At 55.6% G+C, this 21,889-nt stretch carries 22 protein-coding genes; 11 read left to right on the plus strand and 11 right to left on the minus strand.

Features of this window, described 5'->3' with window-relative positions; all coding sequences use genetic code 11:
* Positions 1-4 precede the first annotated feature (4 nt).
* Positions 5-724 (minus strand): anti-sigma factor domain-containing protein, encoded by a 720-nt coding sequence (locus HB779_RS07170; RefSeq protein WP_188345061.1) that lies wholly within the window; start codon positions 722-724, stop codon positions 5-7.
* Positions 721-1,260 (minus strand): sigma-70 family RNA polymerase sigma factor, encoded by a 540-nt coding sequence (locus HB779_RS07175; RefSeq protein ID WP_188345062.1) that lies wholly within the window; start codon positions 1,258-1,260, stop codon positions 721-723. Before HB779_RS07175 ends, HB779_RS07170 begins: the two co-directional genes overlap by 4 nt.
* A 169-nt stretch (positions 1,261-1,429) precedes the next feature.
* On the opposite strand from HB779_RS07175, the gene argB reads away from it, so the two are divergent.
* On the plus strand, positions 1,430-2,323 hold the full coding sequence (gene argB / locus HB779_RS07180; RefSeq protein ID WP_188345063.1) for an acetylglutamate kinase: 894 nt from the start codon (positions 1,430-1,432) through the stop codon (positions 2,321-2,323).
* Here argB and HB779_RS07185 read toward each other — a convergent pair whose 3' ends face one another.
* The gene (locus tag HB779_RS07185; protein WP_188345064.1) at positions 2,324-2,806 is read right to left on the minus strand and encodes an Lrp/AsnC family transcriptional regulator; all 483 of its coding nucleotides are present in this window, start codon (positions 2,804-2,806) and stop codon (positions 2,324-2,326) included.
* Positions 2,807-2,928: 122 nt separating this feature from the next.
* On the opposite strand from HB779_RS07185, the gene phhA reads away from it, so the two are divergent.
* Positions 2,929-3,762: a phenylalanine 4-monooxygenase gene (phhA, locus tag HB779_RS07190; RefSeq protein WP_188345065.1), complete on the plus strand. Its 834-nt coding sequence runs from the start codon at positions 2,929-2,931 to the stop codon at positions 3,760-3,762.
* Here phhA and HB779_RS07195 read toward each other — a convergent pair whose 3' ends face one another.
* Positions 3,763-4,440: a GGDEF domain-containing protein gene (locus HB779_RS07195; protein ID WP_188345066.1), complete on the minus strand. Its 678-nt coding sequence runs from the start codon at positions 4,438-4,440 to the stop codon at positions 3,763-3,765. It lies immediately after the preceding gene.
* 240 nt (positions 4,441-4,680) lie between these two features.
* Here HB779_RS07195 and HB779_RS07200 point away from each other — a divergent pair, with 240 nt between their 5' ends.
* Both HB779_RS07200 and HB779_RS07205 read left to right on the plus strand, forming a co-directional pair.
* On the plus strand, positions 4,681-5,406 hold the full coding sequence (locus HB779_RS07200) for a pyrimidine 5'-nucleotidase (protein ID WP_188345067.1): 726 nt from the start codon (positions 4,681-4,683) through the stop codon (positions 5,404-5,406).
* Positions 5,403-6,275, plus strand: coding sequence for a DUF817 domain-containing protein (locus HB779_RS07205; RefSeq protein WP_188345068.1), 873 nt, complete (start codon positions 5,403-5,405; stop codon positions 6,273-6,275). The genes HB779_RS07200 and HB779_RS07205 overlap by 4 nt, the downstream gene beginning before the upstream one ends.
* Here HB779_RS07205 and HB779_RS07210 read toward each other — a convergent pair.
* Positions 6,260-7,102 carry an LOG family protein gene (locus HB779_RS07210; protein ID WP_188345069.1) on the minus strand — a complete coding sequence of 281 codons (843 nt, stop codon included), beginning with the start codon at positions 7,100-7,102 and terminating at the stop codon, positions 6,260-6,262. The two genes, HB779_RS07205 and HB779_RS07210, sit on opposite strands and share 16 nt — an antisense overlap.
* A 154-nt stretch (positions 7,103-7,256) precedes the next feature.
* On the opposite strand from HB779_RS07210, the gene dapD reads away from it, so the two are divergent.
* On the plus strand, positions 7,257-8,111 hold the full coding sequence (dapD, locus tag HB779_RS07215; RefSeq protein WP_188345070.1) for a 2,3,4,5-tetrahydropyridine-2,6-dicarboxylate N-succinyltransferase: 855 nt from the start codon (positions 7,257-7,259) through the stop codon (positions 8,109-8,111).
* A gap of 83 nt (positions 8,112-8,194) precedes the next feature.
* Positions 8,195-9,493 carry an MFS transporter gene (locus tag HB779_RS07220; RefSeq protein ID WP_188345071.1) on the plus strand — a complete coding sequence of 433 codons (1,299 nt, stop codon included), beginning with the start codon at positions 8,195-8,197 and terminating at the stop codon, positions 9,491-9,493.
* A gap of 7 nt (positions 9,494-9,500) precedes the next feature.
* Here the strand turns inward: HB779_RS07220 and HB779_RS07225 are convergent, their stop codons facing one another.
* The gene (locus tag HB779_RS07225) at positions 9,501-10,529 is read right to left on the minus strand and encodes a 2-dehydropantoate 2-reductase (protein WP_188345072.1); all 1,029 of its coding nucleotides are present in this window, start codon (positions 10,527-10,529) and stop codon (positions 9,501-9,503) included.
* Between the two features lie 101 nt (positions 10,530-10,630).
* Here HB779_RS07225 and dapE point away from each other — a divergent pair, with 101 nt between their 5' ends.
* A complete protein-coding gene (dapE, locus tag HB779_RS07230; RefSeq protein WP_188345073.1) occupies positions 10,631-11,818 on the plus strand; it encodes a succinyl-diaminopimelate desuccinylase in 1,188 nt (395 codons plus the stop codon).
* A gap of 6 nt (positions 11,819-11,824) precedes the next feature.
* Positions 11,825-12,436 carry a hypothetical protein gene (locus HB779_RS07235; protein ID WP_188345074.1) on the plus strand — a complete coding sequence of 204 codons (612 nt, stop codon included), beginning with the start codon at positions 11,825-11,827 and terminating at the stop codon, positions 12,434-12,436.
* Here HB779_RS07235 and truA read toward each other — a convergent pair.
* Genes truA through def form a run of 4 tightly spaced genes read right to left on the minus strand, consistent with a single transcriptional unit; the run spans position 12,388 to position 15,136 of the window.
* The gene (gene truA / locus HB779_RS07240) at positions 12,388-13,173 is read right to left on the minus strand and encodes a tRNA pseudouridine(38-40) synthase TruA (RefSeq protein WP_188345075.1); all 786 of its coding nucleotides are present in this window, start codon (positions 13,171-13,173) and stop codon (positions 12,388-12,390) included. The two genes, HB779_RS07235 and truA, sit on opposite strands and share 49 nt — an antisense overlap.
* Positions 13,173-13,670 (minus strand): GNAT family N-acetyltransferase, encoded by a 498-nt coding sequence (locus tag HB779_RS07245; RefSeq protein ID WP_188345076.1) that lies wholly within the window; start codon positions 13,668-13,670, stop codon positions 13,173-13,175. The genes truA and HB779_RS07245 overlap by 1 nt, the downstream gene beginning before the upstream one ends.
* The gene (gene fmt / locus HB779_RS07250) at positions 13,667-14,596 is read right to left on the minus strand and encodes a methionyl-tRNA formyltransferase (RefSeq protein ID WP_188345814.1); all 930 of its coding nucleotides are present in this window, start codon (positions 14,594-14,596) and stop codon (positions 13,667-13,669) included. The genes HB779_RS07245 and fmt overlap by 4 nt, the downstream gene beginning before the upstream one ends.
* A gap of 9 nt (positions 14,597-14,605) precedes the next feature.
* Positions 14,606-15,136, minus strand: coding sequence for a peptide deformylase (gene def, locus HB779_RS07255; RefSeq protein ID WP_188345077.1), 531 nt, complete (start codon positions 15,134-15,136; stop codon positions 14,606-14,608).
* Between the two features lie 113 nt (positions 15,137-15,249).
* Here def and HB779_RS07260 point away from each other — a divergent pair, with 113 nt between their 5' ends.
* Positions 15,250-16,485, plus strand: a complete 1,236-nt coding sequence (locus HB779_RS07260; RefSeq protein WP_188345815.1) for a DNA recombination protein RmuC — start codon at positions 15,250-15,252, stop codon at positions 16,483-16,485.
* On the opposite strand, the gene HB779_RS07265 is transcribed toward HB779_RS07260, so the two are convergent.
* On the minus strand, positions 16,482-17,441 hold the full coding sequence (locus HB779_RS07265) for a cation diffusion facilitator family transporter (RefSeq protein ID WP_188345078.1): 960 nt from the start codon (positions 17,439-17,441) through the stop codon (positions 16,482-16,484). The genes HB779_RS07260 and HB779_RS07265 overlap by 4 nt on opposite strands.
* Positions 17,442-17,586: 145 nt before the next feature.
* Here HB779_RS07265 and HB779_RS07270 point away from each other — a divergent pair, with 145 nt between their 5' ends.
* Together HB779_RS07270 and HB779_RS07275 are read left to right on the plus strand one after the other, a co-directional pair.
* Entirely contained in the window at positions 17,587-19,602 is a 2,016-nt protein-coding gene (locus tag HB779_RS07270) for a hydantoinase/oxoprolinase N-terminal domain-containing protein (RefSeq protein ID WP_188345079.1), read from the plus strand.
* Between the two features lie 103 nt (positions 19,603-19,705).
* Positions 19,706-21,886, plus strand: a complete 2,181-nt coding sequence (locus HB779_RS07275; protein WP_188345080.1) for a malate synthase G — start codon at positions 19,706-19,708, stop codon at positions 21,884-21,886.
* Positions 21,887-21,889 lie beyond the last annotated feature (3 nt).

Raw genomic sequence — 21,889 nt, forward strand, 5'->3', positions numbered from 1 at the left:
TCGGTCAGATACTGCTGACAGACCCTGCCGCGACGACGGCACCTGTTGGGGCGCCGCTTGGCGAGCCGCCGACTGGTTCTACTGAAATTGCCAAAGTCGTGCCGTCGCGCAGCTTTGCAGCTGTTGCGGCGGGCACATTGAATTCCGTGACCTTTGGCGATTTAAGCACGCCAAGCGAAACCGGCGCATCTTTGCCGGCGATCAGCCAAAGTTCCAGCGACTTGTCTTGCGGCAGTTCACCCGCGACGAGCGTGATCTTCAGCTTTCTCGACTTGTCGTCGAAGATGGCGACACTGCGCACCGGCCCGGTATCACTCGCCATCGACGCGACCAATTGAGAGGGCGCTTGTCCGGCTTGGCGCTGGATGAATTCACGGCCGAAATTGACAACGACCAATGCAAGCGCCGCGAAAGCTACGATCCGCCAGAAAGCAAGACTGTTCCAGAACGATACGCCAGTTCCCGCGCGGCCGGAATCAATGCCGAACAGGCGCTGATCAACTTCGCTCTTGAGATATTGTGGAGCCGTTACCGGCTGGAATTCATCATCAAGCGGATCGAGATGCCGCTGCCAATTGGAAACAAGGCGGGCAAAAGCCGCGTCGCTTTCGATACGCCGCGCAACCTCGCGCCGCTCCGGATCGGGGAGCACGCCCAGCACATACTCGGCAGCGACAAAATCGTCGCCTTCCGGCATTGTGTCATCGTGGGGTATCGTGCTCATCCTTCCAGACATTCCTTCAGTTTCATCAGGCTGCGGCGCAGCCAGGTTCGCATTGTATTCAAAGGTACGCGGTGGCGTATGGCCAGCAATTCATAACTCTCACCGTTCAGATAGGCACCCCGAACGGCTGACGCCCTCTCAGTGTCCAACTGATTGAGGCAGTCATTGATACGGCGTGTTTCTCCTGATGCAATTGCGGACTGTTCGGGATTGGGCGACGGTTCGGCAATACCCACGGCTTTTTCCAGTTCGGCTGCAGCAGGTTTGCGGGCACGCAGCACATCAATGGAATGATTGCGTGCGATAGCCACCAGCCATGAAATGGGGCTGGTATCTGCGACCGCAAACCGGTCGGCCTTGTTCCAGATCTTGACGTAGATATCCTGTAGCGCATCCTCAGCTTCCGATCGATTGCCCAAGATACGCAGGCATACGCCGAATAGTTTCGCGCTTGTGGAGGTATAAAGGATATCGAATGCTGCACGGTCACGCAGGGTGACCCGTGAAATCAATTCTGATATGCCTTCGGGTGTCATACGACGGGCGTTTCCAACTCGTTGATTGCGTAACTTAAATCTGCCTACGGGACGTTCTGTCAATGCTTGCCCTGTAAAAACGTTCCCAACGACCCTAAATCATGTTTGCCCATGACCGTCTTTAGGGTTAAGAGACCCCGTCCTTTTCAAGCTGGAGCTTGCTTCCCATATGTCCGAGACTGAGCACACCGCAGCAATTCAGGCAAGCCTTCTATCCGCCGCTCTTCCCTATATGCAGCGCTACGAAAACAAGACTGTTGTCGTGAAATATGGCGGCCATGCCATGGGCAATGTCGAGCTCGGAAAAGCGTTTGCCCGTGACATCGCCTTGTTGAAACAGTCGGGTATCAATCCGATTGTTGTCCATGGAGGCGGACCGCAGATTGCATCCATGCTGGCTCGCATGGGTATCGAGTCGAAATTCGAAGGTGGCTTGCGCGTCACCGACGCGAAAACGCTCGAGATCGTCGAGATGGTGCTTGCCGGATCAATCAACAAGGAAATCGTAGCTCTGATCAATGCCGAAGGCGAATGGGCCATTGGCCTGTGCGGCAAGGATGGCAATATGGTCTTTGCTGAAAAGGCCAAGAAGACCATTGTCGATCCTGATTCCAATATCGAGAAGATTGTCGATCTCGGTTTCGTCGGTGAACCGGTCGAAGTCGACCGTACTCTACTTGATCTGTTGGCCCGCTCCGAAATGATCCCGGTTATTGCTCCCGTTGCGCCCGGCCGTGACGGTCACACCTACAATATCAATGCCGATACGTTTGCCGGCGCCATTGCTGGGGCTCTGTCCGCCTCGCGCCTTCTGTTCCTCACCGACGTGCCCGGCGTACTCGATAAGGACAAGAAGCTCATTAAGGAGCTTTCGGTCAGTCAGGCTCGCGCCCTGATCAAGGATGGCACAATCTCCGGTGGCATGATCCCCAAAGTTGAAACCTGCATTGATGCACTAAACCGTGGTGTTGAAGGTGTGGTCATCCTCAACGGCAAGACCCCGCATTCGGTCTTGCTGGAACTCTTCACCGAACACGGTGCAGGAACGCTGATCGTTCCCTGATCAGCGTTTCAGGTGATCGAGCGGAATTTTGCCCGGTCCCTTGATGTTTTGCAGAACAAGCTGGGAGTGCACGTCGCGCACTCCCTTTAGCCGCATCAACCGCTGCATGATGAAATCGTTGAGATCATCGACGTTGGGTACCATGACGTGCAGTAGAAAATCGTGTTCACCCGTCATCGTCCAGCAGGACGATACTTCGTCCATACGCTGTATCTCGGCAATGAAGCGTTCCGGTGAATCGTCGCTATGTGTGTTAAGCCGCACCTGAACAAAGACTTCGACCATGAGGCCGATTGATCGCCGGTCGATGACGGCGGCAAACCCCTTGATGACCCCGGTTTCCTGCAAGGAATCAAAACGCCGCCCGCACGGGGTGGCCGAGAGGCCGATGGTTTGCGCCAGATCCGTAACCGGCATGCGGCCATTGTCGCGCAATACCTGCAGCATTTTAACTTCGAATTCGTCAAATTGAGGAGATGGCACTCATTTTCCTCCAAAGCACGTGAATATTCTCTCGATAATCTGCTACAGCGAGCCAATAAGGTCAAATTCTCTCGCTTCTCCATCATATCCTGTCTTCGGAGTGAGGAATCGAGGAGGAATTCATGACCATCAGCGTTGAAGCCTATGCCCGTGAATGTGAGGCGCAGGGCTTGCGTGGTAATTATCAGGCCTGTCAGGCCGATTTTACTGTTGAGCAGCAATATGACTATTCCGCTGAGGATCAGGAGGTTTGGCGCACCCTGTGCGACCGTCAGACCAAGCTGACGTCACGTCTTGCGCATCGCAGTTATCTCGACGGTGTCGATGCCCTCGGTCTGCTCGATCGTATCCCGGATTTTCATGAAGTAACCGACAGATTGCGCAAACTCACTGGCTGGGAGATTGTTGCTGTGCCGGGACTTATCCCCAATGAGCCATTCTTCGATCACCTTGCCAATCGCCGTTTTCCGGTGACCAATTGGCTGCGCAGCAAGAAGGAGCTCGATTACATCGTTGAGCCCGACATGTTCCACGACTTCTTTGGTCATGTTCCGATCCTTAGTCAGCCGGTTTTTGCGGATTTCATGCAACTCTACGGTGAAAAGGGTGGTGCGGCCGTTCGTATTGGCGGCGAACAGATGGTGGCAAGGCTCTATTGGTACACGGCTGAATTCGGCTTGATGCAGGAAGAGGGCGCGCCGGTCAAAGCTTTTGGCGCCGGGTTGATGTCGTCCTTCAGCGAGTTGCAATATGCTGTCGAGAGCCCCGATGCCCATCATGTGCCGTTCGATCTGACAACCGTCATGCGTACCGGCTATGAGATCGACAAGTTTCAGCGCGCTTATTTCGTTCTCCCAAGCTTTGCCGCGCTGCGCGATGCCTTTGAAAAAGCAGACATGGCATCGCTTGTGGCGCAATGGAAAGACAGTGCGCCTATGGACCCGTCGGAGATCTGATCAGGCAGCATTCCTGAGTGCCGGTTGGATAACCACACAGTTGCGGCCATTGCGTTTGGCCTCGTAAAGTCTGCGGTCGGCGGTCTGGAAATGATCGGCGATCGTACTTTCGGATATATCGATGATACCGCCAATACTGACGCTCAGGGGCACGAGTTCATTTTCCGGGGTACGGAATTCAATACACGTCACCTCTTCGCGAATTGCCTCCGCAATTGCGCGGACTTCGTTTTCCTGATCGGACGCCAGAAAAATAGCGAATTCTTCGCCGCCGATCCGGCCAATGCTGTCAATGTCGCTAATGCACCTGGAGATACAGTGGGCAATCGCGGTTAATGCGCCATCGCCATTATAATGTCCGTGGACATCATTGATCTTCTTGAAATGATCGGCATCGATAATGAGGAGCGAACCGGGTGTTGTCTCGCGCATCATGTCAACATGGGTGAAAAAGGCCTCTCGGTTAAGAAGTCCCGTCATACTATCCCTGGAGGCTTTCTCCAGTAATTGAGCATTGGTATCTTCGAGCTGCTGCATCACCCGGTTCAGCTTGAGAAGCGTGACGCGCAATCGTTCGGATTGTCTGAAAACCATCAGCGAGATGGGTGGGGTGATGGTCAGCGGGCAGATCGTGGCAATCACGTATCCCATTGAGTTGTGCATCTCGAAAGCACGCATGATGCTTCCGGTTATCAGCAGGGAACAAGCAATCGATATAATTGTGACCAACGCACACTTGTACAGAATTCTGAACATTTCACCCCTAACGCTGCTATCAAAGTACTATGCTGCATTCATGAAGTTGCTGTTAGCGGAAAATTTAAAAACGGTCGTAGTTCGGACTTTTTTCGTCTATTGAGTCGATTGTACCAGCCTGTTGTTTCGACTGTTTCTCAAATGGAAAACCTTGAGTAGCCTATGACAAAAAACCCGGATCCCGTGAACTTCGCTCATGTAACTGACTGGGTCTTTGATCTGGACAACACGCTCTATCCGCATCATTCCAATCTGTTTTCACAGATTGATGTCAAAATGACCGGTTATGTCGCCAACCTCCTGCAACTTTCCCATGCAGATGCCCGGCAGATTCAGAAACAGTTCTACAAGGATTACGGTACAACGCTTAAGGGCCTGATGGATCGCTACGACATTGATCCCGACGATTTTCTGCAGAAGGTCCATGACATCGACTATTCATGGCTGGTTCCCGATCCCGCTCTGGCAATGGCGATCAAACATCTGCCGGGACGAAAATTCATTTTCACTAATGGTGATCGCGGTCATGCGGAACGTGCGGCACGGCAGCTTGGGGTTCTCGATCAGTTTGACGATATCTTTGATATTGTTGCAGCAGAATTGATGCCGAAGCCGGCACGCCAGACCTATGACCGCTTTCTCGATCTGCATGGGATCGATGCCAAAAGTAGCGCCATGTTCGAAGACCTCGCCCGCAATCTTATTGAGCCCAAGGCTCTGGGCATGAAGACGGTGTTGATCGTTCCGCACAATTTCGAACCGACGTTTTCGGAAATTTGGGAACGCGACCCTGACTATACCGATCACGTCGATTATGTGACTGATGATCTCGCATCATTCCTGAACGCCATTCAGCCGGGTAAAAGCAGCGTGGGTGTCCCTGCTTGAAGCGATTTACATCGGTTGAAACAATCATCGATGCGGCGGCGCACCGGGTTTTAGCCCGGTTGCCGCAAACTGGCTTTGCCGGCGCTGCCGTTGAATTTCTGGTGTTTGGCATCAAACAGGCCTGGGCGTGTTTGTTTGGCGGCGCAATGCTTGCGGCTATCATGCTCACACGGCTCTATTGGCCCGAGGGCAGCGTCATCACCCGCTATGATTTTCTGTTTCTTGTCGCTGTGGGAATTCAGTTGTGCATGCTCGCATTCAAACTGGAAACATGGGGCGAAGCCAAGGTCATCCTGATATTCCATATCGTGGGAACAATCATGGAAATCTTCAAGACCCATGCCGGTTCCTGGATTTATCCCGAATTCAGCTTCTTCCGCATCGGCGGCGTTCCGTTGTTTTCAGGTTTCATGTACGCGGCTGTCGGGTCCTACATGGCGCGTATCAATCGAATTTTTGATATCCGTCTCGAACGTTACCCGCCATTTCGGCTGACGCTTTTGCTCGCCATCTTCATCTACGCAAACTTCTTTGCGCATCATTTTATGCCGGATATCAGGATCGTGCTCTTCGCGGCAACGGCGCTCCTGTTCTGGCGCACCACCATGTATTACCGCGTCTTCCGCTTTCGCCACAAAATGCCACTGCTCGTGGCATTTCTTCTGGTTTCGCTGTTCATATGGGCTGCAGAAAACATTGGCACGTGGTCGAGAGCGTGGATTTATCCTTCGCAGGCCGATGGCTGGGCAATGGTTTCTTTCGCCAAGTTCGGCTCGTGGTATCTTCTGATGATTATTTCCGTTGTGCTGGTGACATGGGTTCATCCGCCGCGCAGCATCAATGAATCGGATGATCAAGCCAGTTCGTAGAATTTTTTGATGACGCCCCATGCCTCGTCGGCATCGTCCACAAAGGTGATCAGCTCTCTGTCCGATGGCGAAATAACGCCTTGTTCGGCCAGAAATTCAAAATTGATCGCCTTTTCCCAGAAAGACCTGCCGAACAGAAGAACGGGAATCCGCTCCATACGTCCGGTCTGGATCAGGGTCAGTGTCTCGAACGTCTCATCCATGGTGCCGAAGCCGCCAGGGAAAATGGCCAGCGCCTTTGCCCGCATCAGGAAGTGCATCTTGCGGATAGCAAAGTAGTGAAAATTGAAGCACAGCTCTGGCGTTACATATTCGTTGGGCGCTTGCTCATGCGGCAGCACAATATTGAGACCGATGGTCGGCGCACCGACGTCGGCTGCACCGCGATTGCCCGCTTCCATCACGCCGGGTCCGCCGCCGGTGACGACAACGAATTCACGGTTATAGGTCGTTGAAGAATAGCGCGAGCACAGCTGCGCGAATTTGCGGGCTTCTGCATAGTAACGCGAATTAGCCTCCAAATTCTTCTTCTGCACTTCGTTCTTTGCGGCCCAAGCTTCGCCGCCCGGCTCGGGGATGCGCGCGCCGCCAAACAGGACAACCGTCGAGCGGATACCCCGTTCGGTCAGGGCCATTTCCGGTTTCAGCAATTCAAGCTGAAGGCGTACCGCGCGCAAGTCGCGGCGGGTCATGAACTCAGGGTCAGCAAAGGCGAGACGATAGGTGTCGGACTGTGTCTGCGGCGTTTCTGGTGCGGTCTCGACACGGCGGACGGCTTCGGTGGAATGGGAAAAGGGTGTCCAGCCGTTTTTTTCATCGGTATTCAATTGTATTTCTCCTTCTGCGGACGCGCATGACGCTTACAGACATTAAATCCTATTCGTCGTCCAACATTGTGACGCTGCGATTGACCCTCTCACAGAGTTAACTTACTAGGCCTTACATCAGCCTTAACCGCCCGTGCAATGGAGTGATCTGAAAATGTCCAAGCCCGACCTGGCCAGTCTCGAAACCATCGTCAACAAGGCCTTCGACGAACGCGAAGCCGTCAATACTGAAACACGCGGCGAAATCCGTGATGCGGTTGAGACGTCATTGCTGCTGCTCGACAGTGGTGAAGCCCGTGTTGCAGAGAAACAGGCCGACGGCAATTGGCAGGTCAATCAGTGGCTGAAAAAGGCGGTTCTGCTGTCCTTCCGGCTCAACCATATGGGCATTGTGGAAGGTGGTCCGGGCGGCTCGACATGGTGGGATAAGGTTCCATCCAAGTTTGAGGGCTGGGGCGCGACAGAATTCAGCAAGGCTGGTTTCCGAACTGTGCCAAATGCTATCGTTCGCCGCTCTGCCTATATCGCACCGGGCGCGATCCTCATGCCATCCTTCGTTAATCTCGGCGCCTATGTCGGCGAAGGTACGATGGTCGACACATGGGCAACAGTTGGCTCTTGCGCCCAGATCGGCAAACACGTGCACCTGTCCGGCGGCGTCGGTATCGGCGGTGTTCTAGAGCCCATGCAGGCTGGTCCGACGATTATCGAAGACAATTGTTTCATCGGTGCCCGTTCGGAAGTCGTGGAAGGCTGTATCGTCCGGGAAGGCGCCGTGCTTGGCATGGGCGTGTTCATCGGCAAATCCACCAAGATCGTTGATCGCGCAACCGGCGAAATTTTCTATGGTGAAGTCCCCGCTTATTCGGTTGTTGTCGCCGGTACGCTGCCGGGCAAAAATTTCCCGAACAATGAGCCGGGCCCAAGTCTGTATTGTGCGGTCATCGTCAAGCGCGTGGATGAAAAGACGCGTTCCAAGACCTCGATCAATGAACTGCTGCGCGACTGATTAGGCGATTTATAACTGGACAGACGCGGTTTCCCGACAGAAGCTGGTACCAAAGCCGATTCCCACTCAGCTGAGGTACCAGTATGACCGCACAGGCTTCGTCGATATCCACCGATGTTAACGCCGGAAAGCGGCGGCACGCTATTGCCGCTGCCACCATTGGCAATGGTCTTGAATGGTTTGACTTCACGGTTTACGGCTTCTTTACGCCGATTATCGCGCGGTTGTTCTTTCCGGCCACCGACGATCTGACCTCGATCCTGCTTACAGTCGGCACCTATGGTGTCGGCTTTTTCATGCGCCCGGTTGGTGCTGTCGTGCTTGGCGTCTATGCAGACAAGCACGGGCGCAAAGCCGCGTTGACCTTTACCATCCTGATGATGGCAGTTGGTACAGCACTGCTTGGCCTTGCTCCAACCTATGCACAGGCCGGTATCGTTGGCCCGCTGGTTATTGTGCTGGCACGCCTGATACAGGGATTTTCTGCCGGCGGCGAAATCGGTGGTGCCACCGCCTTCCTCATCGAATATGCCCCGCCGGAAAAACGCGGCTTTTATGCCAGCTGGCAGCAAACCAGTCAGGCGCTGGCTGTCGTACTCGGCGGTATTTGCGGCACGATTGTCACCCATGCGCTTGATCCCGCAGCAATTGACAGCTGGGGCTGGCGTGTGCCGTTTCTGTTGGGCCTGCTGATCGGGCCGGTCGGTTTCTACATCCGCGCCCGCGTTGATGAAACGCCCGTGTTCACCGACAGCCACACCCAAAAGAGCCAGTCGCCACTGCGCGATGCCTTGCGCGAACATCCTCGCGGCATTGCTTCAGGTTTTGGCGTAACGATCCTCTGGACGGTTTGCACCTATGTTCTGTTGTTCTACATGACAACATATGCTGTCAAACAGCTCAACATCCCGCTGGGCGACGCGTTCGTCGCGACAACGATTGGCGGGCTTGTGCTGATGCTGGGTTGCCCGATTGCCGGTGCGATATCCGACCGGGTAGGGCGCAAACGGCTGTTGCTGACTGCGGCCATCGCCATCGGTGTCCTGATTTATCCGCTCTTTGCCTGGGTGAATGCATCGCCAACACTAGCGACGCTGGCAATCGTTCAGGCCATTCTGGGCCTTTTGCTGGCCGCCTTCACCGGACCGGCTCCGGCCTTGCTGGCTGAACAGTTTCCAGCGGGCTTGCGTTCTACCGGCTTGTCACTGGCTTATAACTTTGCCGTCACCATCTTTGGCGGTTTTGCAGCTGTCATCGTGACGCTGCTGATCGAAGCGACGGGAACCAAGCTGGCTCCAAGTTTTTACGTTATGGCGGCAGCTTTGGTCAGTGCGCTGACGCTTCTCACCATGAAGGACAAGACAGGCGAGCCGATCGACTAGGCAGACTTTACAAAACTGTTTTCTGCCTGATTTCAGCAACGGGGTGGCAGCGGATCGGTTGCCCCTCAGCCTGTTTCACGCAGGCGATGACTTTGCGGGCTATCGGCGTTTTGACATTCTTCTCGTCGCCCAAGCGGACAATAACGCCTTGCAGGTAATCAATTTCAGTTGCCCGTCCACGCGAGAAATCCTCCCACATTGACGAGCGCGCGCGCGGATCGATTGCCAGCATTTTTCGCGCCACTATACGAAAAAGAAAATCCGGCAAACGCAGCACCCATGGCAGCACTGCCGGTGACACACCCTGAACCGGCGCCGCCTTGATGCCATGCGCTTTCATCACCTTCAGCGCCTCACCCATCTGGTCGGCAAGCAATACCCGCCAGTCGCGCTCAGCCAGTTGTGTGGCAAGCGGCAGGTTGGACAGCGCATTCAGTGCATTGTTGAGGTTCATCTGCAGCTTGCCCCAGAGAATGCCTTGCATATCGTCGTTTTCGCTGACAGCAAGCCCCGGCGCAGTCAGGAAATCAGCCAGACCTGCCACATTATTGTCGACAAGAACCGTTCCCTGTGTGGTGCGGCGAACCGTTAGCGGGAGTTGTCCAGCTTCCGACTGCACAACGTTGAACGGCACCATGCCTGCGACAATAGTCATGGTCGCGGGCAGGCTTTTGCGCAGGATATCCGCATTGCCAACGCCGTTTTGCAGGCTGACAACAATGCAATCAGCGGGGGCATGCTGGGTGATCAGGCCTGCCATTTCTTCCGTTGCCCCGCTCTTCACGGCAACAAGAATGGTGCGGGCATGGTCGAATGCGGTTGCCGGGTCGCTTGTCACGGAGAGTTGATCCGCAGGAACCGTTCTTTCCGTACCGTCGAGATCAACCACCTTGAGCCCGGATTGTCGCATTTCCGCTTCGACACGCGGACGTGCGAGGAAGGTAACGTGCTTACCTGCCGCCGCAAGAAGCCCACCCGTATAGCAGCCAATTGAACCCGTACCGGCAACCACTATGCGACTATCCTTGGGTATCATGATCCGGTCCCGGTTTGACGTGAATCTGCGGCATTAAAACAGATGCCGCGATTGCGATCCAGTGCGTGACAGGATGGTGCTTTTGGATTATCGCTTTGCATATGACATCCACGACAGATCCCGTAAAAAACCTTGCCCAACTCATTACTTGCCCGTCGGTTACACCAGCGGAAGGCGGCGCGCTGACTGCCCTTGAAGCCATGCTGGCGCCTCTCGGCTTTAACGTCGAAAGGCCGGTTTTCAGCGAAGACGGCACGCCCGACGTCGAAAACCTTTATGCCCGCCGCTCCGGCAATGGCCCGCATCTGATGTTCGCCGGTCATACGGATGTTGTGCCGGTTGGCGACGAGGCTGCGTGGACCTATCCGCCTTTTTCCGCGGCAATCCACAATGGCGAAATGTATGGCCGCGGTGCTGTGGATATGAAGGGCGGCATTGCCTGTTTCGCAGCGGCGGTTGCGCGCACTATGGAAAAGCATGGTCCCATCAAAGGATCTGTTTCATTCCTGATCACAGGCGACGAGGAAGGCCCGTCCATCAATGGCACCGGCAAGCTGCTGGAATGGGCCAAGGCCAAGGGTGAGACATGGGACGCAGCCGTTGTCGGCGAGCCAACCAACCCTGATAAACTCGGCGATATGATCAAGATCGGCCGTCGCGGTTCGCTGTCGGGTTCGGTTGTCGTAAACGGTGTTCAGGGTCACGCAGCCTATCCGCATCTGGCGGATAATCCCGGGCGCGGCTTGGTAACGCTCGTGGATAGTTTGCTTTACCCCGCCTTTGACAAAGGCACGAAGAATTTTCAGGCGACCAATCTGGAAATCACCACCATCGACGTTGGCAATCCTGCGGTAAACGTCATTCCGGCCAAGGCTGCCGCAACCTTCAATATCCGTTTCAATGATACTTGGACCGATGAAACGCTGATGGCGGAAATTCACAACCGGCTCGACAAGGCTTCGGGCCGCCGCAAGCTTCGCCCGGGCAAGAAAACACCCGTCAATTACGAGTTGATCTGGCGCGACCGCCCGAGCCATGTTTTTCTCACGCATGATGAAAAGCTGATTGGCACGATGACGGCCTCGGTCGAGGCGGTCACCGGTAAGCGCCCGCAGCTTTCCACATCGGGCGGGACCTCGGATGCCCGTTATATCAAGGACTATTGCCCGGTGGTCGAGTTCGGTCTTGTGGGCCAAACCATGCATATGGTGGATGAGCGGGTGGCGATTGCCGATCTTGAAACGCTGACGCAAATTTATGAGCGGTTCATCACCGACTTTTTTGCTTGAGTGGCCATGCTGAGTTTTGAAGACATTCAGCGATATTTTTGGGGCTCATGGCGGATGATGACCGGCCATCCCGATGGCGTGGAATTGTTTGACCTCTCGGCTGATGGCTTCTGGCAATCCTTTCAAGCCATTACAGTTTCCCTGCCGCCGCTTATCCTTGGCTGGATTATTTTCGCCAATGATATGGTTGCCGCACAGCCGGGCATTGGCACCCGGCTTTCCCTTGTGGGGCGCGTTGCCTTCGTTGATCTTACGTGCTGGGTTTTGCCATTGGTCGTGCTGTTCCTGACTGCCCGGCAGCTTGGTCTGAGCAATCGGTTCAGCACCTATGTGATCACCAGCAATTGGGGCTCTGCCGTTACATCCTGGCTGGCTGTGCCGGCAACGCTGGCACGGGTTCTGATGCCGAACTGGCCGGAATTTTCGACAGTGTTGGGGCTTGCTCTTTATGTCATTATGCTGGTTCTGACCTACCGGCTGACTTATGTGGCATTAAAAAAGACCCATGCCTATACGGCGGTCTTCTTTGCTGTTTTGGTCGCGGGATCGGTTTTGCTCATGTTCGCCCTTCAGGGCATGCTCGGCATTTCCCTGCCGGAGCCGGTCACTATCGGATAATCGACTTGCGTCAGATAGAGACCGTAGGGCGGGGCTACCGGCCCGCAGGCTTTGCGATCCCGTGCCGCCAACGCCGCGCTGACATCATCGGCGTTCCAGCGTCCGCAGCCCACTTCATTCAACGTTCCGGCAAATGACCGTATTTGGTTGTGCAGGAACGATCGCGCCGACGCCCTGATTTCAATGATCTCGCCCTTGCGCACGACACCGAGAGAATCGAGCGACTTGACCGGGCTCTTGGACTGACATTGCGTTGCCCGGAAGGTCGTAAAGTCATGGGTACCGATCAGTCGCTGTGCGGCTTCATGCATGGCTTCCGCATCGAGTGGCTTTTTCACCCACCAGGCCCGGTAAGCTTCGAGCGGCGCGGGCGGTCTGCGATTGATAATGCGGTAGAGATAGTGACGGCCAATGGCAGAAAAACGCGCGTCGAAATGTTCACTGACGCGTTCAACGTTGATGATACCGACCGTCTCGCCTGCTATAACCAGATGCGCATTGAGCGCCTCGCGCACCTTGGCGCTGCTCCAGTCCTTTGTTAGGTCCACATGGGCAACTTGCGCCAAAGCATGCACACCGGAATCCGTACGCCCCGCCGCGCCGAGGGATATGGTTTCGCCGCAGAATTTGAAAATGGCAAGCTCAATGGCAGCCTGAACCGTGTGGCCATTTTCCTGCCGTTGCCAGCCCGAATAGGGCGTGCCGTCATATTCAATCGTCAATTTGTAACGGGGCATCAGAGTGCTCCGAATGCTGGCGCATAGATGAGCGTGCCGGAGGTTGGTGCATCGCCAAAGGCCTGCGCTTGCAGGTATTCACCCTGATAAGGGCTGGTAAACCCCAACGCCTGTTCACGGGTATAACCGAACCGGCCATAATAGCCCGGATCGCCGAGAACGACTGCTAGCGTTTCGCCTGCAGCAATAAGCTGCTCATGGGCGGCCTTGATTAATGCTGATCCAATGCCTTTACCCTGATGTTCCGGCGCTACGGAAAGCGGAGCAAGCGCAACTGCTTCAAAAACCGTGTTTCCTTCCACGCGCAACCTGGAAAACAGGATGTGCCCGGCAATGACGCCGTCCAGCAACGCAATCAGTTCGAGAACAACATTGTTGCCATCAATCAGACTCTGCACCAGTTGGGCTTCATCCGGTGCTTCAAAGGCATCTTCAAGCACTTTGGCAATGAGTGGCCGGTCGGCAAGGTGCGGCGTGCGTATAGAAATGCTGCTCATGGCAGCTGGGCCCCTTGCACAATTTTGGCGCCACGTTGGAATTCCTGCCCGTCCATGACCTTGCCGCCAGCCCGTTGCAGCGAGCGCAAACGCACAGCGCCTTCGCCACAGGCAATACGCAAATCATCGTCGAGCACGGTTCCTGGATTGCCTGCTCCAGTGGCAAGAAGTGACCGTAGAAGTTTTACACGCTCGAGGCTGTCGCCGATCTCCATTTCACACCATGCGCCGGGGAAAGGCGCGAGACCGCGAATGCGGTTGTGGATGTCGATTGCCGGCATCGTCCAGTCAATACGGGTTTCGACCTTCGTGATCTTCGAGGCGTAAGTCACGCCGTCTTCCGACTGCGGCGTCAATGTCAGACTATCACGCGCCAACGCTGCCACGGCGCGCACCATCAAATCGGCACCGATCATGCTGAGCTGGTCATGCAACTCGCCTGCGGTCATATCTGGCGTGATCTTGAGCTTTTCCGCCATGGCAACAGGGCCGGTATCCAGCCCTTCATCCATTTTCATGATCATCATGCCGGTTTCGGTATCGCCAGCCATGATCGCGCGCTGGATCGGTGCGGCACCGCGCCAGCGCGGCAGCAGCGAGGCATGGCCATTGTAGCAGCCAAGCCGCGTGCCTTCCAGAATAGCGGTCGGCAGGATAAGCCCATAGGCAACAACGATGGCGACATCCGCATTGAGATCACGAAATGCCTGCTGCTCTTCAGGGCTCTTCAAGCTTTTCGGCGTGCGCACTTCGATACCGAATTCTTCGGCATTGCGATGCACCGGTGAAGGCGTCAATTCCAATCCGCGCCGCCCTGCGGGACGGGGTGGCTGGCTGTAGACAGCAACGATCTCATGGCCCTGGCCAATCAATGCGTTGAGAACCGGAACGGAAAATTCCGGTGTGCCCATGAAAACGATGCGCAGGCTCATGGCTTACACCGCCAGCCGGCTCGGAACACGATCCTTGGCGAGCTTTTTGAACTTCTTGACCACCATTTCGCGCTTCAGCCGCGAGATGTAATCGATGAAGAGGACGCCGTTGAGATGGTCGATTTCGTGCTGCAGGCAGGTGGCCAGCAATCCGTCAGCTTCGATCTCGTGCTGTTTGCCGTCAATATCGAAATAGGCAACGCGCACTTTGGCCGGGCGCTCAACTTCTGCATAATAATCCGGAATCGACAGGCAGCCTTCCTCATAGACGTTGCGCTCGTCACTGGACGACAACACCTTTGGATTAATAAAAATCTGCGGCGCCTTTGGTTCGTCTTCCTTGGCAAGATCAATCACCAGCATGCGCACTGGCTCGGCGACTTGAATCGCGGCAAGACCAATGCCTGGCGCATCATACATCGTGTCGAGCATATCTTTGGAGAATTTGCGCAAATCGGCGTCAAAGCGCTCCACAGGTTTGGAAACCTGGCGCAGCAACGGATCGGGAAGAATGACAAGCGGTTTGATAGACATGAGCATCACCTAATATCTCGGCTTTCAACCGTCAATCCGATACACAAGGCATTTGTGAAAATGTTCTTGTTTTGATCTCACATTTGCCATCCGAATCGGTTACTCTGCTCGCCATGGAAACATCACTTTCGTTTAACCAGCCACTCTTTCAGCTCGGCGCCAGTTCTGTATCGGTTGGCACAGCGTTGCTGACTGCTGCTGCAATTGTCGCGCTCGCGGTCATCGTTTGCGTTATTGCTCTGTGGCGTTCGGCCCGTGTCAGACTGATTGCCGAAGTGCAGGCCGAAGACCGCGCGCGTGACGCTGAAATGCGCATGGCGGAAATTTTGAAGAGCCAGTCCGAGATGCAAGGGCGCATGCAGACCATGGCCGAGCTTTTCGGCTCGCGGCAGGCGGAACTCAATCAATCGATCCGCGAGCGGCTCGATGGAATGACCAGCCGCATTGGCCAGACCATGACCGAGCAGACGCAATCGACGCATGAAAATCTCGCCAAGCTGCAGGAGCGGCTGGCGGTTATCGATACGGCGCAGAACAATATTCAGGCGCTGGCCGGTCAGGTTGTCCAATTGCAGGCTATTCTTGCCAATAAGCAGACACGTGGTGCCTTTGGTCAGGCTCGGATGGAAGCCATCATCGCCGATGGTCTGCCGCAGGGCGCGTATGAATTTCAGGCGACGCTTTCCAATGGCAGCCGTCCCGATTGTATTGTCCGCATGCCGAACAATGCCCCAAACCTTGTGATCGACGCCAAATTTCCGCTGGAGGCATGGAATGCGATCCGGGAATCGGAGAATCCGGAAACCAAAAAAATCGCCCTTGCCCAATTCCGCCGTGATATCGAAATCCATATTCGTGATGTCTCGGAAAAATATCTGATCAATGGCGAGACTCAGGATACGGCTTTCCTGTTTGTGCCATCAGAATCGATCTTTGCCGAGATTCACGAGAATTTTGAAGGCGTAATTCAAAAAGCCCATCGCTCGCGCATTGTCATCGTGTCGCCCTCGTTGCTGATGCTGTCGATTCAGGTCATTCAGGCTGTTCTGAAAGATGTGCGTATGCGCGAACAGGCGCATCTCATCCAAGGTGAGGTTATCCGCTTGATGGAAGATGTCGTGCGTCTGGATGACCGCGTCCGGCGCTTGCAGACGCATTTTGGTCAGGCTAACAAAGACATCGACGATATTCTGGTCTCATCCAGCAAGGTGACAAAACGCGGGCAAAAGATCGAAGCGCTCGAATTCGTCGAGCCAGCGGCTGGCGAAGCCGCAAAGTCGCCTGACGCCAATCGTTCGGCGGCCTCTACGACCGGTCAATTGCGTTTGCGTGTCGTAGACGAGGACTAACCGTCGAGGATTTTCTGTCTCCGCACTTTCCAGGTTCCTGCAGTCTGCGGTTTGACAAACACAGACACGATGTCCGGGTTGGCCTTTTTGATCGCCGTTTCAATGCGCTCCACGCAGGTCTCGATCTCTGGTGCGGTCATATGGTCTTCGAACTCAATACTCAGACCGGCAACGATCTGTTTTGGCCCCATATGCACGGTAAGAACACCATTGGCTTTTTGGATGGCCGGGTCTTGATCCGCAATATCGAGGATTTGCTGTTCTGCTTCCGGCACGGCCGACTCGCCAATCAACAGTCCCTTGCTTTCTCTGGCGAGGAAAATAGCGGTTGCCCCAAGGATGATCGCGATACCGATTGATGCGACGCCATCCAGCTCCGGCATGTTGAAATATTGCGCTGCCGAAATGCCGGCAAAGGCGACGATCAAACCGAGCAGGGCAGCCGTGTCTTCAAACAGGACAGTGAAAACGCTTGGGTCTTTGCTTTGCTGCACAGCTTCGAGATAACCAAGCTTGCCCTTCATGGTTTTGAATTCTTTCAGGGCGACGGACCACGAGATGCCTTCGAACAACAGAGCGAAACCCAGAACGACATAGTTGACGATGGGGTTCGCCACCGGTTCCGGTTCGAGGATGTGGATAAGCCCTTCGTAGAATGACACGCCGGCACCCACGGCAAACACAAGCAATGCAACGATGAAACTCCAGAAATACAGCTCGCGCCCATGACCGAGCGGGTGAGATTTATCCGCAGGTTTGGCAGCGCGGCGCAGGCCATAAAGCAACAAACCGCCATTGCCGGTATCGACCAGTGAGTGCACGCCTTCGGAAAGCATGGCCGAACTGCCGGTGAAAAAGGCCGCGATGAATTTTGTCGCTGCGATCAGAAGGTTGCCCAGAATGGCGGCATAAATGACCTTCTTCGATCCACCATGGGTGCCTGATTGTGATGCCATTGAAGTCCCCTTTGTCCCACGGCACAACGTAACACTCTTTGAATGGTTCCGGCACTCTTGTGCTCTTGCGGCGGCAAATGGTCGGAATGACGCTAGTCGTCTGCACCATCATGCGGTAACCCTGCCTGAAACGGCGCAGGGCATCATGGTTGATTCACAGGTTGAGAACGCGATATTCCTCGGAATTGATACGGGAGGCACCTATACGGACGCCGTTCTCTGGTCTGAAGCGCGGGGCGTCATCGCCAAGGCGAAGGCGCTGACAACGCGGCATGATCTGAGTGTCGGCATATCCGGCGCAGTCGAGCGGATTGTCGAGGAAGCGTCGGTTGATCCCGGCCATATCCGCCTTGTGTCGATGTCGACAACGCTTGCAACGAATGCGCTGGTTGAAGGGCAGGGCGGACGCATTGCGCTGGTGATGGTAGGCTTTTCGCAGGTTGATCTGGAAAAAGCTGATCTCGGCGCGGCGCTTGGATCTGATCCGGTGCTATTCCTTCCCGGCGGCCATGACGTCTATGGGCGGCCACAACCCTTTGATACGTCGGCGTTGGGGGAAGCCTTACCCCGGCTGAAAGATGAAGTGACCGGTTTTGCCGTTTGCGCCTATTTTGCCGTGCGCAATCCGGAACATGAAATCGCAATCCGCGATCTGGTACGCAGGGAGACCGGACTGCCGGTGACATGCAGCCATGAATTGTCGGCCAAGCTGAATGGTCCACGCCGTGCCCTGACCACGGTTCTCAACGCGCGGTTGATTGCCATGATTGACCGACTGGTCGCAGCTACGGAAAGCTTTCTGGACCGGCGCGGCATCCATGCACCTCTGATGGTCGTACGCGGCGATGGCGCGCTGGTATCGGCGGCTTTCGCGCGGCACCGGCCAATTGAAACCATCCTGTCGGGTCCAGCCGCCAGCCTCGTTGGGGCGCGGCACATGACCGGGCTCGACAATGCCATCGTTTCGGACATTGGCGGAACGACGACTGACGTTGCTGTTCTCGACAAGGGACGCCCACGGCTTGATCCGAATGGTGCAACAGTCGGTGGTTTCCGCACCATGGTCGAAGCGGTTGCCATGCGCACGTTCGGCCTCGGTGGCGATTCAGAGGTTTCGCTTGATGACAATGCCATGGCGCCACGCATCAAGCTTGGACCGCGCCGCTTGGTGCCACTATCGCTGCTTGCGGCCAATCATGGCGCAGTGGTTATTGATCATCTGGCGCGGCAGGTGAAAGCAGCCAGTCCCGGCCGTCTGGACGGACGCTTTGCGCTTTTGACCGGTGTTCCCGAGCAAATGGCATCGGGGTTGAGCAAGGGCGAGGCAGAACTTTACATCAAGGTCACCCGGGAGCCGCAGCCCCTCGACCGGCTGTTGAATTCCGTCTCCCAAGCGGCAACCATCAACCGGCTTGTGGCGCGCGGGCTGGTGCACCTGTCCGGCTTTACACCCTCCGACGCCTGCCATGTGCTTGATTTGCAAAGCAATTGGAATGCTGAAGCCGCACGGTATGGCGCTATCCTTTATGCGCGGCGCAAGGACGGAGCAGGGCGTCCGCTCTGCGACACGCCTGAGGAAATCTCGCGCCGTACCTATGACGCGCTCATTCGGCGCTCATCGGAAGTCGTGCTGGAAACTGTATTTGCTGAAGACGGTCTGGATGGTACGGAGATCGTGGCAAGCCCGCTGGTGCAGCGCGCATTGTCGGGCGAGGGCGGTATTGCGGGAATCAAACTGGATATTGACCGGCCATTGATCGGGCTCGGAGCGTCAGCCCCCGTTTACTATCCGGCCGTTGGGGCAATGCTTGGCGTTGCAAACATTGTTCCCGTCGATACGGACGTTGCCAATGCTTTGGGTGCCGTCGTCGGGCAGGTCAGGGTATCGGTCGAAGCCCATATCAGCCAGCCGGTCGAAGGAATATTTCGTGTCTCTTCAGGCGAAATTGTCAAGGATTTTCAAGAGGAAGAGCTTGCCATCGCCTTTGCTGAGGAGAGCTTGCGGGGGCAGGTCAACGGGCTGGCGCTGGAGGCTGGAACCGATGAAGCGCAAGTGACGATTGCCCGCGATATCAGTGCAGCAACGGTCGAGGACCAGCGCAAATTTATCGAAGGTGTGCTGATCGCCACTGCAACAGGCAGGCCGCGCATCGCGCACTGACCTTTGTTTTCATTATGAAAAACCGAGTTTTCGTTTGTGGAATTGACTGCCAATGCCTTGATGTGTTCAAGGATACCGCAGAACACATCTTAAGGAGCATGGCATGAGCGAGCGTATTGAGATCAACGGTCTGAAAGTGGCAAAAGAGCTCCACGACTTTGTGGTGAACGAAGCTATTGCCGGAACGGGGGTCAGCGCCGATGCCTTTTTTCTCGGTTTGGCCGCTATTGTCGAGGACCTGTCACCAAAAAACCGCACGCTGCTGGCCAAGCGTGATGCTTTTCAGGAAAAGCTCGACGCCTTTTATCGTGAGAAACGCGCGACCGGCTATTCGCAAGACGAGTACGAGGCCGTCCTGAAGGAAATTGGCTATCTGCTGCCGGAAGGTGGTACGTTTTCCGTCTCCACTGACAATGTTGATCCCGAGATTGCCGTCACCGCAGGACCACAGCTGGTTGTACCGGTCATGAATGCGCGCTACGCGCTCAATGCCGCCAATGCGCGCTGGGGTTCGCTCTATGATGCGCTTTATGGCACGGACGCAATCCCGGAAACTGACGGTGCCGAGAAGGGCAATGCTTTCAATCCGGCACGTGGCGCCAAGGTCATTGCTTGGGCCAAGGCATTTCTTGACGATAGCGCTCCGCTGAATGGCGGAAGCTGGGCTGATGTTACCGGTCTCTCCGTTGAAAACGGCACGCTTAATCCAAAGGGTTCAAACGGCACATCCCTGTCCCTGAAGGATCAAACACAGTTTGTTGGATACCGTGGAGATGCCGCCAAGCCGTCGTCCGTTCTTCTGGTCAAAAATGGCATGCATGTGGAAATCGTCGTCAATGCGGATCACCCCATTGGCAAAACCGATCCGGCCAATATCGCTGATGTCATTCTGGAATCGGCACTGACCACCATTCAGGATTGCGAAGACTCGGTTGCGGCCGTCGATGCGGAGGACAAGGTTGTTGTCTATCGCAACTGGCTTGGTCTCATGAATGGCGATTTGCAGGACACGTTTGAAAAGGGCGGCAAACCCGTCACGCGCAAGCTCAATCCGGACCGCGAATATACCGGCAAGGACGGCAAGCCGGTTACGCTGCCCGGCCGCTCGCTGATGCTGGTGCGCAATGTCGGGCATCTCATGACCAATCCGGCCATTCTCGACAAGGATGGCAATGAAGTGCCGGAAGGCATCATGGATGCGGCGATCACCGGTTTGATCGCGCTGCATGACGTTGGCACCAATGGCCGACGCATGAATTCGCGCGCCGGTTCCATGTATGTGGTGAAACCGAAAATGCACGGCCCCGAGGAAGTGGCCTTTGCCTCCGAACTGTTCGGACGGGTCGAGGCGGTTCTTGGCATGCAGCCCAACACGATCAAGATGGGCATCATGGACGAAGAGCGCCGCACCACCATTAATCTCAAGGAAGCGATCCGCGCTGCCAAGGAACGGGTCGTATTTATCAATACGGGCTTCCTTGATCGCACCGGTGATGAAATCCACACATCCATGGAAGCAGGCCCGATGATCCGCAAGGGCGACATGAAGCAGGCATCGTGGATTGGCGCCTATGAAAACTGGAATGTCGATGTCGGGCTTGAATGCGGTTTGTCCGGTCATGCGCAGATCGGCAAAGGCATGTGGGCCATGCCCGACCTGATGGCAGCAATGCTTGAGCAGAAGATCGCCCATCCCAAGGCCGGTGCCAACACCGCATGGGTACCGTCGCCAACGGCGGCCACACTGCATGCCACGCATTACCACAAAGTCAATGTAGCGGAGGTTCAGGCCAAGCTGAAGTCGCGCGGCCGTGCCAAGCTCAGTGATATCCTGTCGGTTCCCGTTGCCTCCCGCCCGAACTGGACACCGGAAGACATTCAGCATGAGCTCGACAACAATGCCCAAGGCATTCTCGGCTATGTTGTTCGCTGGGTCGATCAGGGTGTCGGTTGTTCCAAGGTGCCTGACATCAACAATGTCGGCCTCATGGAAGACCGCGCCACACTGCGTATTTCCGCCCAGCATATTGCCAACTGGCTGCATCATGGCGTTGCCAGCCAGGCCCAGGTTCTCGAAACGCTCAAGCGCATGGCCGCCATCGTTGACAAGCAGAATGCCGGTGACCCGCTCTATCAGCCAATGGCAGCCGACTTTGAGGGTTCTGTGGCATTTCAGGCGGCTTGCGACTTGGTGTTCAAAGGCCGCGAGCAGCCGAATGGTTATACAGAACCGGTCCTGCATCGCCGCAGGCTGGAACTGAAGGCCAAGCAAGCAGCAGCCTGATCC

Origin of the sequence: Phyllobacterium sp. 628, from assembly GCF_014189505.1 — a bacterium.
GTDB lineage: Bacteria > Pseudomonadota > Alphaproteobacteria > Rhizobiales > Rhizobiaceae > Phyllobacterium.

Excerpts from the sequence above, each read along its gene's own strand:
- HB779_RS07200 (WP_188345067.1), top strand. The coding sequence starts at position 4,681 with ATGACAAAAAACCCGGATCCCGTGAACTTCGCTCATGTAACTGACTGG.
- HB779_RS07275 (WP_188345080.1), top strand. The coding sequence starts at position 19,706 with ATGAGCGAGCGTATTGAGATCAACGGTCTGAAAGTGGCAAAAGAGCTC.
- HB779_RS07260 (WP_188345815.1), top strand. The coding sequence starts at position 15,250 with ATGGAAACATCACTTTCGTTTAACCAGCCACTCTTTCAGCTCGGCGCC.
- HB779_RS07175 (WP_188345062.1), bottom strand. The coding sequence starts at position 1,260 with ATGACACCCGAAGGCATATCAGAATTGATTTCACGGGTCACCCTGCGT.
- phhA (WP_188345065.1), top strand. The coding sequence starts at position 2,929 with ATGACCATCAGCGTTGAAGCCTATGCCCGTGAATGTGAGGCGCAGGGC.
- argB (WP_188345063.1), top strand. The coding sequence starts at position 1,430 with ATGTCCGAGACTGAGCACACCGCAGCAATTCAGGCAAGCCTTCTATCC.
- HB779_RS07225 (WP_188345072.1), bottom strand. The coding sequence starts at position 10,529 with ATGATACCCAAGGATAGTCGCATAGTGGTTGCCGGTACGGGTTCAATT.
- HB779_RS07195 (WP_188345066.1), bottom strand. The coding sequence starts at position 4,440 with ATGCGTGCTTTCGAGATGCACAACTCAATGGGATACGTGATTGCCACG.
- HB779_RS07270 (WP_188345079.1), top strand. The coding sequence starts at position 17,587 with ATGGTTGATTCACAGGTTGAGAACGCGATATTCCTCGGAATTGATACG.
- HB779_RS07265 (WP_188345078.1), bottom strand. The coding sequence starts at position 17,441 with ATGGCATCACAATCAGGCACCCATGGTGGATCGAAGAAGGTCATTTAT.
- HB779_RS07220 (WP_188345071.1), top strand. The coding sequence starts at position 8,195 with ATGACCGCACAGGCTTCGTCGATATCCACCGATGTTAACGCCGGAAAG.
- HB779_RS07235 (WP_188345074.1), top strand. The coding sequence starts at position 11,825 with ATGCTGAGTTTTGAAGACATTCAGCGATATTTTTGGGGCTCATGGCGG.
- dapD (WP_188345070.1), top strand. The coding sequence starts at position 7,257 with ATGTCCAAGCCCGACCTGGCCAGTCTCGAAACCATCGTCAACAAGGCC.
- dapE (WP_188345073.1), top strand. The coding sequence starts at position 10,631 with ATGACATCCACGACAGATCCCGTAAAAAACCTTGCCCAACTCATTACT.
- truA (WP_188345075.1), bottom strand. The coding sequence starts at position 13,173 with ATGCCCCGTTACAAATTGACGATTGAATATGACGGCACGCCCTATTCG.
- def (WP_188345077.1), bottom strand. The coding sequence starts at position 15,136 with ATGTCTATCAAACCGCTTGTCATTCTTCCCGATCCGTTGCTGCGCCAG.
- HB779_RS07170 (WP_188345061.1), bottom strand. The coding sequence starts at position 724 with ATGAGCACGATACCCCACGATGACACAATGCCGGAAGGCGACGATTTT.
- HB779_RS07245 (WP_188345076.1), bottom strand. The coding sequence starts at position 13,670 with ATGAGCAGCATTTCTATACGCACGCCGCACCTTGCCGACCGGCCACTC.